This window comes from Chryseobacterium sp. FR048 (assembly GCF_056844665.1).
Genome location: NZ_JBXDSE010000005.1, coordinates 403,957 through 421,278, shown reverse-complemented (window position 1 = coordinate 421,278; position 17,322 = coordinate 403,957). Strand labels below are relative to the sequence as shown.

Annotated in this window: 16 protein-coding genes; 8 read left to right on the top strand and 8 right to left on the bottom strand. The window is 37.5% G+C overall.

The window, feature by feature from the left end; translation table 11 throughout:
• Positions 1-20: 20 nt before the first annotated feature.
• Together AC106K_RS16630 and AC106K_RS16625 are read left to right on the top strand one after the other, a co-directional pair.
• Positions 21-674 carry a 50S ribosomal protein L25/general stress protein Ctc gene (locus tag AC106K_RS16630; protein ID WP_482446586.1) on the top strand — a complete coding sequence of 218 codons (654 nt, stop codon included), beginning with the start codon at positions 21-23 and terminating at the stop codon, positions 672-674.
• Between the two features lie 298 nt (positions 675-972).
• Entirely contained in the window at positions 973-2,193 is a 1,221-nt protein-coding gene (locus AC106K_RS16625; protein WP_482446585.1) for an aminotransferase class V-fold PLP-dependent enzyme, read from the top strand.
• Positions 2,194-2,239: 46 nt separating this feature from the next.
• Here AC106K_RS16625 and AC106K_RS16620 read toward each other — a convergent pair whose 3' ends face one another.
• From AC106K_RS16620 to hemA, 5 genes are all read right to left on the bottom strand, one after another.
• Entirely contained in the window at positions 2,240-2,365 is a 126-nt protein-coding gene (locus AC106K_RS16620) for a GNAT family acetyltransferase (protein ID WP_482446584.1), read from the bottom strand.
• Positions 2,366-2,518: 153 nt separating this feature from the next.
• Positions 2,519-3,550 carry a uroporphyrinogen decarboxylase gene (hemE, locus tag AC106K_RS16615; protein ID WP_482446583.1) on the bottom strand — a complete coding sequence of 344 codons (1,032 nt, stop codon included), beginning with the start codon at positions 3,548-3,550 and terminating at the stop codon, positions 2,519-2,521.
• A gap of 49 nt (positions 3,551-3,599) precedes the next feature.
• Positions 3,600-4,283 (bottom strand): uroporphyrinogen-III synthase, encoded by a 684-nt coding sequence (locus AC106K_RS16610; protein ID WP_482446582.1) that lies wholly within the window; start codon positions 4,281-4,283, stop codon positions 3,600-3,602.
• 61 nt (positions 4,284-4,344) lie between these two features.
• Positions 4,345-5,253, bottom strand: a complete 909-nt coding sequence (gene hemC / locus AC106K_RS16605; RefSeq protein ID WP_482446581.1) for a hydroxymethylbilane synthase — start codon at positions 5,251-5,253, stop codon at positions 4,345-4,347.
• Complete coding sequence (hemA, locus tag AC106K_RS16600; RefSeq protein WP_482446580.1) at positions 5,240-6,514, bottom strand: glutamyl-tRNA reductase; 1,275 nt, start codon at positions 6,512-6,514, stop codon at positions 5,240-5,242. The genes hemC and hemA overlap by 14 nt, the downstream gene beginning before the upstream one ends.
• 412 nt (positions 6,515-6,926) lie before the next feature.
• On the opposite strand from hemA, the gene AC106K_RS16595 reads away from it, so the two are divergent.
• From AC106K_RS16595 to AC106K_RS16570, 6 genes are all read left to right on the top strand, one after another.
• On the top strand, positions 6,927-7,952 hold the full coding sequence (locus AC106K_RS16595; protein WP_002982450.1) for a rod shape-determining protein: 1,026 nt from the start codon (positions 6,927-6,929) through the stop codon (positions 7,950-7,952).
• A gap of 28 nt (positions 7,953-7,980) precedes the next feature.
• The gene (mreC, locus tag AC106K_RS16590) at positions 7,981-8,835 is read left to right on the top strand and encodes a rod shape-determining protein MreC (RefSeq protein ID WP_482446579.1); all 855 of its coding nucleotides are present in this window, start codon (positions 7,981-7,983) and stop codon (positions 8,833-8,835) included.
• Positions 8,828-9,334 (top strand): hypothetical protein, encoded by a 507-nt coding sequence (locus AC106K_RS16585; RefSeq protein ID WP_047098699.1) that lies wholly within the window; start codon positions 8,828-8,830, stop codon positions 9,332-9,334. Before mreC ends, AC106K_RS16585 begins: the two co-directional genes overlap by 8 nt.
• Positions 9,331-11,376, top strand: coding sequence for a peptidoglycan D,D-transpeptidase FtsI family protein (locus tag AC106K_RS16580; protein ID WP_482446578.1), 2,046 nt, complete (start codon positions 9,331-9,333; stop codon positions 11,374-11,376). Before AC106K_RS16585 ends, AC106K_RS16580 begins: the two co-directional genes overlap by 4 nt.
• A complete protein-coding gene (rodA, locus tag AC106K_RS16575; protein WP_482446577.1) occupies positions 11,373-12,602 on the top strand; it encodes a rod shape-determining protein RodA in 1,230 nt (409 codons plus the stop codon). The genes AC106K_RS16580 and rodA overlap by 4 nt, the downstream gene beginning before the upstream one ends.
• 106 nt (positions 12,603-12,708) lie before the next feature.
• A complete protein-coding gene (locus AC106K_RS16570; protein WP_482446576.1) occupies positions 12,709-13,284 on the top strand; it encodes a pentapeptide repeat-containing protein in 576 nt (191 codons plus the stop codon).
• 212 nt (positions 13,285-13,496) lie between these two features.
• Here the strand turns inward: AC106K_RS16570 and AC106K_RS16565 are convergent, their stop codons facing one another.
• The 3 genes from AC106K_RS16565 to AC106K_RS16555 all read right to left on the bottom strand — a co-directional run bounded on the left by AC106K_RS16565 (position 13,497) and on the right by AC106K_RS16555 (position 17,212).
• Entirely contained in the window at positions 13,497-14,207 is a 711-nt protein-coding gene (locus tag AC106K_RS16565; protein ID WP_482446575.1) for a C40 family peptidase, read from the bottom strand.
• A 507-nt stretch (positions 14,208-14,714) separates the two neighbouring features.
• Positions 14,715-16,910 carry a glutamine synthetase III family protein gene (locus tag AC106K_RS16560; protein WP_047098704.1) on the bottom strand — a complete coding sequence of 732 codons (2,196 nt, stop codon included), beginning with the start codon at positions 16,908-16,910 and terminating at the stop codon, positions 14,715-14,717.
• A 98-nt stretch (positions 16,911-17,008) separates the two neighbouring features.
• Positions 17,009-17,212, bottom strand: a complete 204-nt coding sequence (locus AC106K_RS16555; RefSeq protein ID WP_482446574.1) for a bacteriocin-like protein — start codon at positions 17,210-17,212, stop codon at positions 17,009-17,011.
• Between the last annotated feature and the right edge of the window lie 110 nt (positions 17,213-17,322).

Genomic DNA, 17,322 nt, shown 5'->3' with positions numbered 1-17,322 from the left:
AATTTTTAAATTTTTTATAAATGAAATCTATTACAATTCAAGGTACAAAAAGAGAAAGCGTGGGCAAAAAGTCTACAAAAGCTTTACGTGATGCTGAATTAGTTCCTTGTGTTGTTTATGGAGGTGAAGCACCTTTAAACTTCTCTGCTGAAGAGAAAGCTTTCAAAGGGTTAGTATACACTCCTGAAGCACACACGGTATCTATTGAAGTTGACGGAAAAACTATTCCAGCAGTTCTTCAAGATATTCAGTTTCACCCAATTACTGACAAAATTCTTCACGTTGACTTCTACCAATTATCTGACGATAAGCCAGTAGTTATGGAAGTTCCTGTAAGAATTACTGGACGCTCTAAAGGTGTTGTTGCTGGTGGTGTTTTACGTCAGTCTTTCAGAAAATTGAAAGTAAAAGCTATCCCTGCTAACTTGCCAGATGAGATCGTTGTTGATGTTACTCCATTAAGAATTGGTAACAAACTTTATGTAGGAGGTATCAAAACTGAAGGATATTCTTTCATGCACCCGGACAATGCAGTAGTAGTTGCTGTTAAGATGTCTAGAAATGCAATGAAAGGTGGTGCTGCAGCAATGGATGATGAGGATGAAGAAGAAGCAGAAGAAGTTGCAACTCAATCTCCTGACGTTCCAACAACAGAAGAGAAATCTGCAGAATAAGCATTGCTTATCCGAACAATACAAGACCTGTCAATTTATTGGCAGGTTTTTTTATTTAATGAAAGTGAGGCAAAATCGTAAAAAGGTTTGAAGGCAAAAGAAAGGGCAGAGTTTATTTGGGGCCTTTTCGCTCTTCTACGATTTTGCCTTTTACCTTATCGTCTTTCTTTGCTATTGATCATTGAATATTTCTATCAACTGACAAGTATCAGGGTCACCCCGGATGCTCCCTTTCGGAAAAAAAGCCGTAAATTTGAAGAGTTCTAAATAAGGACAACTTAATTTAAAAAATAAATAAATGTTTGACATTCAGGAAATAAGAAGCCAGTTTTCTATATTGGACAGAGAAGTGAATGGTAAACCTTTGGTTTACCTGGATAATGCAGCTACATCTCAAAAGCCAAATTCGGTTTTAGACGTCTGTCACGCATATTATACAGAGCTTAATGCCAATGTTCACAGAGGAATTCATACATTAAGTCAACTGGCCACTGAGGAAATGGAACTTTCAAGAAGAAAGATTCAGAAATTCATTAATGCTGAACATGACTTTGAGGTTATTTTTACCAAAGGAACTACGGAAGGATTGAACCTTATCGCCTATATTCTAACGCAAAAGCTGCAAAAAGATGATGAGATTATTATTTCATATCTGGAGCATCACTCTAATATTGTTCCCTGGCAGATGCTTTGTGAAAGAACTGGAGCTAAACTTCGCGTGATTCCTATTGATGAAAATGGAGTACTTCAGCTGGATTATCTTGATCAGTTTTTAAGCGAAAAGACCAAAGTCGTTTCTGTAAACCAGGTTTCCAATGCATTGGGAATTGTAAATCCTATTGAGGAGATCATTGCAAAAACCAGAAAGAATTCCGATGCTTATATTGTGATTGATGGGGCTCAGTCTGCTCCTCACTTCAATATTGACGTTCAGAAGATGGATTGTGATTTCTTTGTGTTCTCCGGTCATAAGATGTATGCACCTATGGGAACCGGTATTTTATACGGAAAACAAGAGATCCTGGAAGCTTTACCACCATTTCATGGGGGAGGAGAGATGATTGCTACATGTTCTTTTGAGGGAACTACCTATGCAGGGCTTCCGTTTAAATATGAAGCAGGAACACCAAATGTAGGCGGGAATATTGCTTTAGGTGCCGCTGTTGATTTTATGAACAGGGTAGGACATGAAAATATTCAGAATCATGAAAATGCTTTATTGGAATATGCCCAAAGACAGCTTTTAGAAATAGAAGGTCTTAAAGTGTATGGTGAAAAAGCTCACAGAACTGGGGTTGTTTCTTTCAACCTGGAAGGAGTGGGGATTGCCTCTGATGTAGGAATGATCCTTGATAAAATGGGGATCGCTGTAAGGACAGGACATCACTGTACACAACCCATTATGAACTTCTTTAATATTGCCGGAACAGTAAGAGCAAGTTTTGCGGTTTACAATACTTTTGAAGAAATTGATCTTCTTGTAGAAGGGGTTAAGAAGGCGCAGCGCATGTTGAGCTAGTATTCTTTAAATATAAATTAAAAAGCAGCTATCTAAGCTGCTTTTTTTAGTCGTTAGGGAAACAATAGCATCTGCCATTAATAATTACCTGATGATAATCGATAGCACATTCAAGGCAGATTTCACCTCCTGCCATGATGGTTTTCATTTTGTTTTTGTTTAGTTTTTTCATAATAAATGATTTACAGTGTTATATCAAATATAGAGATAAAAGGCTGATAAAGTGACAAGATAAAGTATTTGCGGGAAGAATTAATTGTATATAAATTGAAAAAGTCCCTGCCAGAAGATGGCGGGGACTTTTATATTTTACTGATTATAATTTTTATAGGTTGGGCTTCCAGTCAACCACTGCTCTGATGAATGCTTCAGCATTTTCAACAGGAACATTGGGTAAAATACCGTGTCCTAAGTTAGCAATGTATCGGTCTTTTCCGAAACGGTTGATCATTTCATTCACCATTTTCTTGATCGTTTCAGGTGTTGAATGAAGTCTTGCAGGGTCAAAGTTTCCTTGCAGGGTCATTGTATGATTGGTCAGAGTTCTTGCGAATTCCGGTTTGATTGTCCAGTCCACACCAAGAGCGGACGCTTTAGACATCGTCATATCTTCTAATGCAAACCAGCATCCTTTACCAAATACGACAACATGAGTAAGTGGGCTCAGGGCTTCAACAATCTGATTGATATACTGCCATGAGAACTCCTGGTAATCCGTTGGAGATAACATTCCACCCCATGAATCGAAAACCTGTACTGCAGAAACTCCTTTTTCTACTTTTCTCTTTAAATAAGCAATCGTAGTATCTGTAATCTTTTGAAGTAAAAGGTGAGCCGCTTCAGGCTGTTGGAAACAGAAAGATTTTGCAATATCAAAAGCCTTGCTTCCTTTTCCTTCCACACAATAGCAAAGAATAGTCCATGGAGAACCGGCAAAACCGATCAAAGGAATATCATTGTCTAATTTCTGAAGGGTAAGTTCAATAGCATCAAAAACGTATCCTAAAGTATCATTCACATCCGGAGTTACGATATTCTGAACCTGTTCCATTGTTCTGATCGGAGTGTCCAGCCATGGTCCCACAGATTCTTTCATTTTGAAATCAATTCCCATTGCTTGTGGAACTACCAGAATATCAGAAAACAGAATCGCTGCATCCAGAGGAAATCTGCGGATAGGCTGTAGTGTAATTTCAGCAGCCAGTTCAGGAGTCTGACATCTTGTAAAGAAGTCGTACTTGTCTCTTAAGGCAATGAATTCCGGCAGATATCTTCCAGCCTGCCTCATCATCCAGACAGGAGGTCTTTCAACGGTCTCTCCGCGAAGTGCTTTTAAATATAGGTCGTTTTTAATCATAATCTATTTTAAACTAATATATTACCGCTCCGAGGCGGCAAAAGATATTCTAAATTTTACTTCCGATCTCTCTCCTGATCAGGTCAAAGATGGAAGTCAGCGTATTTTCCTCCGAAGTGAAAATCTTTCCCTGAGTATAATTTCTCAGTTCACCCGAAGTGGTTTCTCCGATTGAAAAAAGCTTCATGCCTTCCAGAGAATTTCGCCTTGCAAAACTACGAACTCCGCTCGGACTAAAAAAGACTGCAGCATGATATTTTTCAGGTATTAAAGGATTGATTTCCTCGGTATTATATATGGTGATCTTTTTATACTTGATGTTTTGCAAAGGAAGATCTTTGTCCAGAACATTAATGGCCAGGTTGCCGCAGAAATGAAGAAACTGTTCATGCTGGCAGTTGCCGATAATAAATCTGGAAAGGGTCTCCGCATTTTTCAAAACCTTAAATGTTCCGAAACCATACTTCCTCAGTGCTTTCTTGGTCTTCTCGCCTACACAATAGATTTTATTGTAATTTTTTGCTGTAAAATTCTCGTTAGGTTTGAACCTGTTTCTGAAAAATGAAGCCACACCGTTGACGCTGGTAAAGATCAAAGAGTAGTTTTTCAGCTCAAACGGACTGATCATGATGGGTTTGGTCTTAATTACCTCAATACAGTCAACCAAAATATCCTCTCCTAATTCTTTGGATATTGTATTCTGGTCTATATTTTTGGTAAATAAGATTTTCATGTCTGTTACATTAAGAAGATGAAAAAGTGGTTGAAAGGAATTTTAAGAATGTAAAATAACCTTAGATCTGGCTTTTGATTTCAGCCATTAGCTCTTTTCCGCCATTTTCAAGAACAACTTTTGCAAACTTTTCTCCAAAATTTTCTGTGGAATTGTATTCGAAGTTTTCATCAATGGCAATGCAGTTTTTACCATCTAAAGAACAAAGTGCCGCCTTGAAGCGGATCTGGTCTCCGATGATTTCTGCGAAAGCCCCGATAGGTGCAGTACAGCCACCTTCCAAAGTACTTAAGAAGTTTCTTTCGATCTCTACACAGATCTGAGTTTGCTGATGATTGATCTGGCGTACAATTTCGTTGATCTCCGGTTTATCTGTATGTCCGGCAACAGAGATAACCCCCTGCGAAGGAGCAGAGATCATTAATGGAAGCATTTCGTAATCGATTTCCATTTTCATTCTTTTGATTCCGGCTAATGATAAAATAGTGGCATCAAAATTTCCGTCCTCCAGTTTCTGAAGTCTGGTCTGGATATTTCCACGGATGTCTGAAAAATCGGTAGCCGGATAATTTCTTAGCCAGAATGCACGTCTTCTCAAACTGCTTGTTGCCAGTTTAAGCTCATGGAATTCTTTATTTCTCGCAGATTCTTTTCTGATCAGAATATCCTGTGGATAATCTCTTTCCAGATAAGCGATCATCTCAATGTTTTGAGGTAGTTGCGTAGGAACATCTTTTAAAGAATGTACGGCAATGTCAATCTCATCATTCAATAGGGCAATGTCAAGGTCTCTTGTGAAAACCCCGGTAATTCCCAAAGAATATAATGGCTGATTCAGGTTCTTATCGCCAGAAGATACGATAGGAACAATTTCCGTTAAATAATTGTTGTTCTGAAGGTGCCTCGCAACCTCTCTAGCCTGCCAAAGTGCAAGTGCGGAATTTCTCGTTCCGATTCTAATGCTTTTCATTGAATTCGTTGTTTGGTTGTTCAACTAATATTTCGTGCATTAATTTACTAATTTCTTCGGCTTTTAAAGGGTTATCGATGATATATTTTGCAAAACGGTTGGTGATTTTCTGGATCATCTTGTCAGAAAGTTCCATATCCGTGATGTCTATATATTTATTCTTTTTATAAAAATTGTGCATTTCGTTGCGTTCCATATTCTTTAAGACCGCTTTGAAATGATGAATGTTTGGTGCCAGCTTTCTTTTTTTCTCCCACTCGATGAAATCTTTCATCAGTTCCTTAATGATTTTTTCCGCTTTAGGAATTTCTCTTTCCCGTTGCTGGATCGTTTCCTGGATCTGTTTTGAAAGTTCATCAACGTCAATCAGAGTTACGTTTTCATTTTCGGTAACGTTCTTTTCAACATTGTGAGGGATAGAAAGATCGATCACCAAGGTCTCTTTTCCGTTCGGGAAGTGAGACTGGTTGACAATAGGATGTTTGGCTCCTGTTGCCACAATCAGAATATCTGTATTTTTTAATTCCTTGTCAAAATCAGAATAATCAACGTGAGGAATATTATATTTCTGGGAAATCTTTTCAGCCTTCTCCTGAGTTCTGTTGGCAATTTTGATCTTCGGCTGATAAACATGTTTTACCAGGTTCTCAACGGTATTTTGCCCAATTTCACCCACTCCTAAAAGAAGAATATTTTTTTCAGTAATTTTCTTTTGGCTGTTTAAGATATAATGAACCGCTGCATAAGAAACAGAAGCGGCACCATTGGAAATACCGGTTTCATTTTTTATTCTTTTCGAAATCTGAATTGCAGCATTGATGGCTCTCTCCAGATAAGGATTAGAATTTTGTCGTTCTTTTTTAAAGCGGCTGTATGCTTTTTTGATCTGGCCGATGATTTCAAAATCCCCGATGATCTGGCTTTCCAGTCCGGCTGCCACTCTGAAAAGGTGAATCAAAGCTTCCTCTTTGGTCAGGATATTGGCAAACTGAAGAAAGTCCGTCAGATGAACTCCAATGGTTTTGCAATACTCTTCAGCGACTAAAAGATAATTGGGAGATGTTGTGTAAATCTCGGTTCTGTTACACGTGGAGACCACGAATGCATCACCAAGATCTTCCTGATGGACCCGGGAAACAAAATTTTTGATGTTTTCATCAAAAAATGCAAATTTTCCTCTCGTTTCTACATCAGCCTTTTCGTAGCTTATGGAAAGCACGGCAAAATTTGATGTTTGATGGATGTTGGAATACTGTAACATAAGCAGTCGCAAATTTACGCTTTTTTTAATTAATGAATCTCAGATACTGTATATGATAATTATCGTAAAAAACTATAAGGTGATAAGAGTGTTGAAAGGGCTCAAAAGGGCTCAAAAGGGGTGAAAGGTAAAATCATAAAATCGCAAAATGGTCTCATAAGACCAAATGAGAATTGCTTTTTTTTGTTAAAATCTCCGTTTTCATCAGCCTTTTTGCCCTTTTACGAATTTACTTTTCCACACTCTTAACATCCCATTAATTTTGGTTGAACTCAAACTCTGTAATTATCTAAACTGAAAGTTAATAAAGAATTATAAATTTTAATAAAATTTTAACCAAATTAAGTTGGTGGGAAATTTCTTTAGTAGTCTTAAATTTATATCTTTGTAAACTTAAAATCAGAAGAAAAATATGAGTTTATTTGATATGTTTACGCAAGAAATTGCGATAGACCTTGGAACTGCTAATACCCTAATCATCCATAATAATAAAATTGTTATAGATCAACCTTCAATTGTTGCAATTGAACGTTCGTCGGGTAAGCCGATTGCCGTCGGAGAGCAGGCCAAGCACATGCAAGGTAAGACTCACGAGGATATTAAGACCATTCGTCCTTTGAAGGATGGGGTTATTGCTGATTTCCACGCTTCTGAACACATGATCAAGGAGTTTATCAAGAAAATTCCTGGCATCAAGGGTAAATTCATTCAACCGGCATTACGAATTGTAATCTGTATTCCTTCTGGTATCACTGAAGTTGAAAAAAGAGCGGTAAGAGACTCTGCTCAGAAAGTAAACGCTAAAGAAGTAAGATTGATCTACGAACCAATGGCAGCAGCTATAGGGGTGGGGATCGACGTACAGAAGCCTGAAGGAAACATGATCATCGATATAGGTGGAGGTACTACAGAAATTGCCGTAGTAGCTTTAGGAGGTATCGTATGTGATAAATCTGTGAAGATTGCAGGTGACGTATTTACCAATGATATTGCTTATTACTTAAGAACACACCATAACCTTTATATCGGAGAAAGAACTGCTGAAAGAATTAAAATTGAAGTAGGTTCTGCAGTAGAAGATCTTGATGTAGACATCGAGGACATCCCGGTACAAGGTAGAGACCTTATTACAGGGAAGCCTAAGGAAATTATGGTTGGATACAAAGAGATTGCCCGTGCATTAGACAAATCGATCATCAGAATCGAAGATGCTGTAATGGAAACACTTTCTCTTACTCCACCGGAGCTTGCCGCGGATATTTACAAAACGGGTATTTATCTTGCCGGAGGAGGTGCCTTATTAAGAGGACTTGCAGACAGAATTCACAAAAAGACAGGTCTTCCTGTATTTGTTGCTGAAGATCCGTTGAGAGCTGTTGTTCGCGGAACAGGTATTGCCCTTAAGAATATGGATAAATTCAATTTCTTAATTAAATAATTTTAACTTTTTACGACTCTATATCTGAATGGGATTTTTGCTGAGATTATTTTCGAAGAACACTCTTTTCGTCTTCTTTATATTCCTGCAAATTATTGCTCTGGCTCTGATATTCTCCAGAAATGCCATGCAGAGATCCTGGATTGCGGGCCAAACGGCTGCGCTGAATTCCTGGGTGTCCGGATATATCGATGAAGGAGTTTCTTATCTGAAGCTTAAACAGATCAATGAAGATCTTGTAGTACAGAATAAGGCTCTTATGGCTGAACTCTATGGAAAGGATGGAGCAAAGATTCCTGTTTTCAAAAGAGTGCATGATACCATTGGAGGCGGTCAGATCTATACTTTTGTAGATGGTGAGATTGTTTTCAACAGCATCAACAGAAGAAATAATTATTTTACGATCAACCGCGGCCGCAGAGACGGAGTATTTCCACAAATGGGAGTGATGGCTCCGAGAGGTATTGCGGGGATCGTTATCAATTCTACAGATAGCTATGCATTGGTTCAGTCTGTGCTGAGTGTCAGCAAGATCAGAATTAATGCAGCACTTAAAAATTCAGGATATTTTGGTACTTTAACATGGAATGGTGATAATTCCAGGGTGATGCACCTTGCAGATATTCCGAAATATGTTGCACTAAAGATAGGGGATACTGTTGTTACAGACGGAAAATCAGCTATTTTCCCTAAAGGGGTGACTATCGGTACCATTGCCGGATACTCTGTTGACAACAAGACAGGTTTCTGGGATATATCGGTAGAGCTTAGTGAGAAAATGGGAGCGTTGAATAAAGTATACGTAGTGAAGAATCTTAAAAAAGCAGAAGTGCAGAAGATTCAGGATACTATGCAGGCTGTAATAAAAAAAGAAAATGATTAGCAGAACTTTATTTACCGATATATTGATCATGATTTTTCTTGTCGCATTACAGATTGTTGTACTGGACAGGATTACTATTTTCGGGAAATATACACCGGTGCTGTATCCAGTGTTTGTCATGTTCTATCCTTTTTTCAGAAATAAATTTCAGTTCCTAGCATTAAGTTTTTTAATAGGTCTTTCTATTGATGGATTCCACTATTCATGGGGGATCAATGCATTTGCAACCACGTTGATCGCTTATTTCAGAACATTGATTTTCAGGACTTCTACAGATACGTCTACAGACTTTTTTTCTTTTCAGTCCCTCCAATGGGCGCAGTTTTTGCTGTTTTTATTTTCAAGTATTTTCTTGCATCAGCTTTTAGTACAGTATATTGAGTTCTTTAAGCTTAGCAGGTTTTTTGAAATATTATTTAATGTGTTGGTGACCAGTGTAATTTCATTTATCTTTATAGTTATTTACGCATTAATATTTAAAATCAAACAAAAAGTTTGAACACACGTTATTTAAAAATTTTTTCCATCCTTGTCGCTATCGCCCTTATTTTTGTGGCGAGGCTTGCTTATTTACAGCTGTTTACAGATCGTTATGCATTGAATGCCGCGAATACTTCCATTAAAATCGAATATGTAATCCCGCAGCGTGGGGTTATTTTCGACAGGAATGGAAAGATCATGGTGGGTAACCAGCCTGCCTATGAGGTTTCTTTTACGCAGGCCCTGATGAAACCGGATTTTGATACCCTTGGATTCTGCAGCTTGATGAAGATTAGTAAAACTGATTTTATCAACAGGATTAATGTCATTAAAAAAGAGAAGTATTATTCTAAGCTGACTCCAATGACGTTCCTGAAGGATCTTAGCAGGGAAGATATCGCAAGAGTTCAGGAAATTATCTTTAAATATCCTGCCTTTAATATTGTACAGCGTCCACAACGTCAGTATGAAGTTTCTACTTCCGGTAACCTTTTAGGATATACCAGTGAGGTGAATGAAAGAGAAATAAAAAAAGACTCTATCTACTATCTTCCGGGAGATTTTATCGGAAAAACAGGAGTGGAAAAGTCTTATGAAAAGGAACTTCGCGGGGTAAAAGGGATGAAGTATATCCAAAAAGATATCAGACTCCGAAATATTGGCTCTTATAAAAACGGATCTTTAGATAAAGATGTCATTACAGGTAAAGATATTACACTCACGATTGATTACGATCTTCAGAGAACAGCTGAGGAAATGCTTGTTAACAAACACGGTGCTATTGTAGCGATAGATCCTAATAACGGGGAAGTATTGGTTGCAGCAACAGGACCGGATATTGATCCGAACCTTTTCACCGGACCTTATAAATCCAAAAACTTATACGCTCTATCAAAAGATACGCTTTATGAAAATAAGCCAACTTTTGACCGTTCTTTACAGGCAGGATATCCTCCCGGTTCAACATTCAAATTGCTAACAGCTTTGGCTGCAATGCAGATGGGAGTAATGGATGAAAAGACTATTTTCCCTTGTGGAGGAGGATTTTTCTATAAAGGTAAAAGGATTAAAGGTCATGGTGGAGCAGATCCGCTCATCCCTTCCATTCAGGTTTCCAGTAACTGCTTTTTTACCTATGCATTTATTGCCATTATCAAAAAATATCCTGGAAATCCTTCAAAAGGGGTTGATGAATGGAAAAAGATCATGAGCAGCTTTGGTGTGGGTGAGTTCTTAAATAACGACTTTGCCGTAGGAGCAAAAGGAAGAATTCCTTCCGGAGATTTTTATGAAAAAAGGTTTAAAGCCATCATGAAAGCAAGCGGATCCCAGAGAACTGATTTTAAAAACTGGGATGAAATGTCAACCGGAGCGATCTATAATGGGATGGGACAGGGAGATGTTTTGGTAACCCCTATTCAATTAGCCAATTATGTGGCTGCCATTGCAAACAAAGGATGGTATTATACCCCTCATATCGTAAAAGCTATTGATGGAAAACCCAATCCGGATCCAAGATTCAAGGTGAAACATCAAACTTTAGTAGATCCAAAACATTTTGATCCTGTTTTAAAAGGGATGGAAGCCGTAGTTTTGAGAGGGACGGCGAGAGGATTGAAATCCAATGACTTTACACAACTCGCTAAAACAGGTACAGCACAGGTTCCGCAAGGAAAGGATAATTCTATTTTTGTATTGATTGCTCCTGCTGATAAACCAAAAATTGTTGTGGTTGCAGTAATGGAACATGCAGGTTTTGGGGCGACCTGGGCAGGTCCGGCTTGTACGGTGATTGCCGAAAAATATATTACCGGTGATCTGAAAAGAGAAAATCTGTATAAAAAGATGATTACCTCGAGTTTCATGCCGGAATATAAAAGACAGTGGATTGCAGATTTAAAGCGTAAAGGACTTTACAAAGACCCTAAGCCTGATTCAATTAAACAGAAAAGGATAAAGGATAGTCTGGAACTTGTGAAACAGCAAAAGGCCAAACTCCAACAGAAAATAGAGGAAGAATCAAAAAATAATAAAACTGCCAAAAAACCTGTGAAGCAATGAAATGGACTGAAGGAATAGATAAATTGGGCCTTGGGCTGTATTTCCTGCTTTGCATTTTTGCGATTGCAAACATTTACAGTGTTGACCAGAAATTAGGAGAAAAACAATTAATATTCTTTTGTATTTCTGTATTTGTGGGTCTCATCATATTTGTGGGAAGAAGTAAGTTTTTCGAGAATATGGCTGGGATTATTTACATAGGTGGAGTGCTTCTATTAATAGGGCTTTTCCCATTTGGTAAAGAAATCCTTGGGCAGAAGAACTGGTATAAGTTCGGAAGTTTTACCATGCAGCCTGTTGAATTTGCCAAAATCGGAACAGCTCTGATGCTTGCGAATTATGTCTCCAGCCCTGATTTTAACCTTAAAAACAGGAAATCTCTGCTTACAGCACTTGCCATTATCGGGATTCCGGCTGCGGTTGTCCTTATGATTCCTGATGTGGGATCCATGCTTGTATTTATTGCTTTTTTCATTGCTTTATATAGAGAAGGATTGAGTGGTATGCTGTTTGGCATTGGATTTATTTTCGCAGGGGTTTTTCTCATTGCTTTAGCAGTACCTCCCGTATATGTTGCGGTAGCTATTCTGTTGATTGCGGGGGTTCTGATCGCGATGAATTATCACAGAATGTCCTGGGATGTCATTACGATTTCAGGGATTTCGGGATCTATTCTTTTGCTGTGCGGACTGGCTTTTGGTTCTCCTTATATTCTGGAAAAGCTTCCTAAGCACCAGAGAGAGAGAATTGAGGTTCTTTATAAAGGAGAAAAAGCGTTTCGGGATACTTCCGGGTATAACTTATTATATTCTAAAACAGCGATCGGTTCAGGTGGTCTTACAGGTAAAGGCTATCGTGAAGGATCAGTTACCCAGGGCAAATTCGTTCCTGAGCAGGAAACCGACTATATTTTCTGTACCGTAGGAGAAGAGTGGGGATTTATAGGGAGTGCTGCCCTTATTCTTTGCTATATGATTTATATTGGAAGGATCTACTATCTTGCGGAGAAACAGAAATCCACTTTTAACCGTGTGTTCGGGTATTGCTTTGCATCGATTCTTCTGATGCACTTTTCTATCAATTTAGGGATGGTTATGGGACTTTTCCCTACCGTTGGGATTCCTTTGCCGTATTTCAGTTACGGAGGTAGTTCTTTACTGGCTTTCTCAATGATGACTTTTATTTTCTTTAAGCTTAATTATTCGGATAAAAATAGCTTGGTGTAACTATCTTTTAAGCGAAAATGTAAAATCGCAAAAAGAGTAAGCTTTTACTGGTGCTTAAGAATCTGTCGGAGGATAGAGCATGGTTTCATTTATTAATCATAAAAATATGAAAGAGGTTTATATTCTGGATCAGACTTTCGAGAATGTCGATTTTTCCAACTTTGAAAAAGGTGAATACGAAAACTGTACCTTCAGAAACTGTAATTTTGAGTATGCAGATTTATCAGGATTCAGTTTTTCAGACTGCGATTTTGTAGAATGTAACCTCAGCATGGCAAAACTTGTAAAGACTGCTTTTCACGATGTGATTTTCAAAGACAGCAAAATGTTTGGGCTTCAGTTTAACGACTGCAACGCATTTGGGCTCTCATTCAAATTTGAAAGTTGCGCTTTGAATAATTCCATTTTTTATCAGACATCTATCAAGAAAACCATTTTCAAAAATACTAAACTGATCGAAGTGGATTTTGCAGAATGTGATCTGTCTAATGCAATACTTAGTAACTGTGATCTGTCAGGAGCTGTTTTCGATAATACGAATCTTGAAAAAGCTGATCTAAGGACTTCGTTCAATTATTCTATAGATCCGGCCGTAAACAGGCTTAAAAAGGCCAAATTTTCGCTTTCAGAAGTATATGGACTATTATATAAGCTGGATATTGAAATCGACAGGAATAGCTAGGTTCTGGAGATGGTATTAAAATGCTGTCATTTTTATCGGAGGAATGAATTATAATAATAAATAATAAAATTCAATACAAGCGGGCTTTAGTCCGCTTTTTATATGAAAATACATTCCATTGGCTTTAGTCAAAACTTAACAGGGAAATAAAGGATATAAAAAAGCCATCAAAATCTTGATGGCTTCATTATTTAAATCAATTATTTATAAAATTAAAAATTTGCGGGTGTAGCTGGAGTTACAGCGGCTAAGTTATTGTAAGCTTCTCCTTCTTCGTTGATCACTCTCTTCGCAAATCTGAATTTAGGACCCCAATAAGAGTCATTCAGTGAAGAGACCATTACTCCTTTTGATGTTGCTGCGTGGATAAACTTAATCTCACCCTCTTCAGTAACACTTTCTACAATACCTACGTGAGAAATCCTTCTTCCATGAGAAAAGAAGATCAGATCTCCTTTCTGTAAATCTCCTCTGTCAACACTTTCTCCTTCCTGAGCCTGAGATGCTGCTACTCTTGGTAAGCTAAGGCCTGCTGCTGCTCCGAATACAGAAAGAACGAAAGCTGAACAATCAATACCTCTTCTTGTAGTTCCTCCATATCTGTAAGGAGTTCCAAGGTATGTTTCAGCTTCTTCAAGGATACCGTCAATGGTTTTATTATGTTTGATTGCTTTGGCAATCTCAGAATTCTTAATAGATTTTTTAGCATTCGCTATAGATGACGCCTTTTCAGCAAGGAAAGAGTCGATCAATTTCTGCTTATCCTGCTCCATCTTTTTGTTATCTATAGAAGCTAGTTTGGCATCTGTTTTGTATTCTTTTGTGTAAGTTGCTGGTTTTGAAACTACATAATTAGTAGCACACGATTGCAATGAAACTGTAGTAACTAAAGCAACTAAATAAAACAAAACTCTTTTCTTCATATATATTTGATTAACCGTGTTAAAATGGAATATTTATTTTCAAAAGCATTACAAAAGTAGAGATTCCGAGCAAAAGACCCCTGATATGATAATTGTCAGGATCTTATTTTAACACTATTTAACATATTGTTTGCATATGTTAAAGAAAAATAAACCGCAACTGCCTATTTTTGGTAAGCCTGCGGTTTTTTTTATTAAGATTCTTTAACAAAATATCTCGATATTCTTCTATGAATCACGTTTCGTAATTTAAAACTCTAATTTTCAAGGGTGTTAAAAAAACAAAATAAATTTTATGAAAACCTCGAATTAATGGGGCATTCGGGATTATTCATGAATTGCTTTAAATGATACCTCACTTTTCTTAATAGAGTGGAAGAGGGAAAAATATTTTTATTGAAAAAAGTCTAAATCTTAGCAAAAAGAATTCATCAGCTTTAAGATGAATCATAAAAAAATTCCTCAGAAAAACTGAGGAATTTAAACTAATATGGAACTTTACAGATGTTATTTTGTGAACAACATTTCTCTGTATTTTGTCATCGGCCAAAGCTCATCGTCAACCATCATTTCAAGATCATCAGAAGCGTCTCTGATAGGATCAAATAAAGGTTTTACTTTGTTGCAGTATGCTTCCGCCTGTTTTTGGCTGTCTGATATGTTTTTTGCCGCTTCTCTGGCTTTGATAAGATCTTCAACACCAAGCTTGATTTTAGAAACATTTTCTGAAATACTGGTGATTAAGCTCATTTGTTCTTTGGCTAAAGACTTAAATTCCTTGTCACCAAAGATTTCTTTAAGACCTTTTACGTTTTCAATTAATCTGTTCTGGTAATTTAAAGCAGAAGGAATAATGTGGTTTCTTGCAATATCACTTAGTACTCTTGCCTCAATGTCAATCACTGTAGAGTATTTTTCTAATTTGATTTCATTTCTTGCTTCAACCTCTCTGTGATTGAATATTCCCATCTCTTCATAAAGATCCAGGAACTTCTTATCCATTTCCTGCTTTAATGCTTCAGGAGTTGTCTTAAGGTTGTTCAATCCTCTTTTCTTAGCTTCTTTTGCCCAGTCATCAGAATATCCGTCACCTTCAAACATAATGTTTTTACACTGCTTGATGTATTCTCTCAATACATTAAAGATAGCTTCATCTTTCTTAAGACCTGTCTCAATTAAAGCGTCAACTTCTTTTTTGAAATCATTAAGCTGTTTTGCTGCAATCGTGTTCATTACAGTCATAGATTCTGCACAGTTAGCAGAAGATCCTACTGCTCTGATCTCAAATTTATTTCCTGTAAATGCAAATGGAGAAGTTCTGTTTCTATCGGTGTTGTCTAATAGAATTTCAGGAATTTTTCCAACTACGTTTAATTTTAATTCTGTTTTTTCTTCCGGAGATAACTTTCCGTTAGTTACTTTTTCAAGTTCTTCCAATACGCTGAACAACTGGCTTCCGATGAATACGGAAATAATTGCAGGTGGAGCCTCATTAGCACCCAATCTGTGATCGTTGCTTGCAGATGCGATACTAGCTCTTAAAAGGTCGGCATATTCATGAACCGCTTTAATCGTATTCACGAAGAATGTTAAGAACTGTAGATTTTTCTTAGGGTTTTTTCCTGGGCTTAAAAGGTTTTCACCAGTGTCAGTCGCTAAAGACCAGTTGTTGTGCTTTCCACTTCCGTTTACCCCTGCGAATGGCTTTTCGTGGAATAAAATATGGAAATGATGCTTGTGAGCAACTCTCGCCATGATGTCCATCAATAAAGAGTTGTGGTCTACAGCAACGTTTACTTCTTCAAACATTGGTGCAAGCTCAAACTGGTTAGGTGCAACCTCGTTGTGTCTTGTTGTGGCAGGAATTCCCAGTTTCATACACTCGATCTCCAACTCTTTCATGAAGTTCATTACTCTTGTAGGAATAGAACCGAAATAGTGATCATCTAATTGTTGTCCTTTTGCAGGAGAATGCCCCAATAAGGTCTTACCTGTTAATACAAGATCCGGGCGGGATTGGTATAATGCTGAATCAACAAGGAAGTATTCCTGTTCCCAGCCTAGTGTAGGTGTTACTTTTGTTACATTTTTATCAAAATACTGCATTACATTCGTTGCAGCTTCATCCACAGCGTTCAACGCTCTTAAAAGAGGAGCTTTATAATCTAAAGTCTCTCCAGTATAAGAAATAAAGATCGAAGGAATACATAATGTAGTTCCCATGATAAATGCTGGAGATGTAGGATCCCAAGCTGTATATCCTCTTGCTTCAAAAGTATTTCTGATACCTCCGTTCGGGAAAGACGATGCGTCAGGCTCCTGCTGGATCAGCATATTTCCGCTGAATCTTTCGATAGCTCTGCCCCCTTCAATAGGAGTGAAGAAAGAATCGTGCTTTTCCGCAGTAGTTCCTGTCAAAGGCTGAAACCAGTGCGTATAGTGAGTTACTCCTTTGCTCATTGCCCAGTCTTTCATCGCCACAGCTACCTGGTCTGCGATGTGTCTCTGGATCTTTGTTCCTTTTTTGATGGCATCCATAATAGAGCTGAATGCTTCTTTTGTTAAATATTCTCTCATTGTTTCTTCTGAGAAAACATTTTTACAGAATAGTTCGGATAACTTCGCAGGGATTTCAACAGAATTGTCTTTTCTGAAATCCTTAAACGGTAGGGTTTCTAGTGCTTTGAATCTTAAGGTTGACATATTTGGGTGAATTTTGATGGGGCAAATTTATATAAAAAACATGAAAAAACAAAAACACCCCTAAAAAAATAGGGGTGTTTTTGTTTTATTTTATTTTTTTAAGGATTCTCGGGGCAGATTCCTCCAGTAAGACATAAACAATCACAGGTTGATGCATCAAATTCTATAGGGCAATTTCTTTGTTGCCATAAACTCATATAACACCATTGTCCGCAATAAGCAACTGGTTCTGCAGGGCAAGAATTACCTTTTCCTGATACTGAGCGTAAATGCTCTCTTGTTAATTTTTTTAGATTTTTCATGGTAAATTGTTTTTTCTTGGTTACCAAATGTAATGAAAAAGTAAAGAATAATTAGCAGCATTTTTAAATAATCATTTGTGAATGTAGTATATTTGTGTGAAATTTATTTT

Bases quoted from the DNA above. Each gene is read 5' to 3' on its own strand.
- AC106K_RS16630 (WP_482446586.1), top strand. From the start codon at position 21: ATGAAATCTATTACAATTCAAGGTACAAAAAGAGAAAGCGTGGGCAAA.
- AC106K_RS16625 (WP_482446585.1), top strand. From the start codon at position 973: ATGTTTGACATTCAGGAAATAAGAAGCCAGTTTTCTATATTGGACAGA.
- AC106K_RS16620 (WP_482446584.1), bottom strand. From the start codon at position 2,365: ATGAAAAAACTAAACAAAAACAAAATGAAAACCATCATGGCAGGAGGT.
- hemE (WP_482446583.1), bottom strand. From the start codon at position 3,550: ATGATTAAAAACGACCTATATTTAAAAGCACTTCGCGGAGAGACCGTT.
- AC106K_RS16610 (WP_482446582.1), bottom strand. From the start codon at position 4,283: ATGAAAATCTTATTTACCAAAAATATAGACCAGAATACAATATCCAAA.
- hemC (WP_482446581.1), bottom strand. From the start codon at position 5,253: ATGAAAAGCATTAGAATCGGAACGAGAAATTCCGCACTTGCACTTTGG.
- hemA (WP_482446580.1), bottom strand. From the start codon at position 6,514: ATGTTACAGTATTCCAACATCCATCAAACATCAAATTTTGCCGTGCTT.
- AC106K_RS16595 (WP_002982450.1), top strand. From the start codon at position 6,927: ATGAGTTTATTTGATATGTTTACGCAAGAAATTGCGATAGACCTTGGA.
- mreC (WP_482446579.1), top strand. From the start codon at position 7,981: ATGGGATTTTTGCTGAGATTATTTTCGAAGAACACTCTTTTCGTCTTC.
- AC106K_RS16585 (WP_047098699.1), top strand. From the start codon at position 8,828: ATGATTAGCAGAACTTTATTTACCGATATATTGATCATGATTTTTCTT.
- rodA (WP_482446577.1), top strand. From the start codon at position 11,373: ATGAAATGGACTGAAGGAATAGATAAATTGGGCCTTGGGCTGTATTTC.
- AC106K_RS16570 (WP_482446576.1), top strand. From the start codon at position 12,709: ATGAAAGAGGTTTATATTCTGGATCAGACTTTCGAGAATGTCGATTTT.
- AC106K_RS16565 (WP_482446575.1), bottom strand. From the start codon at position 14,207: ATGAAGAAAAGAGTTTTGTTTTATTTAGTTGCTTTAGTTACTACAGTT.
- AC106K_RS16560 (WP_047098704.1), bottom strand. From the start codon at position 16,910: ATGTCAACCTTAAGATTCAAAGCACTAGAAACCCTACCGTTTAAGGAT.
- AC106K_RS16555 (WP_482446574.1), bottom strand. From the start codon at position 17,212: ATGAAAAATCTAAAAAAATTAACAAGAGAGCATTTACGCTCAGTATCA.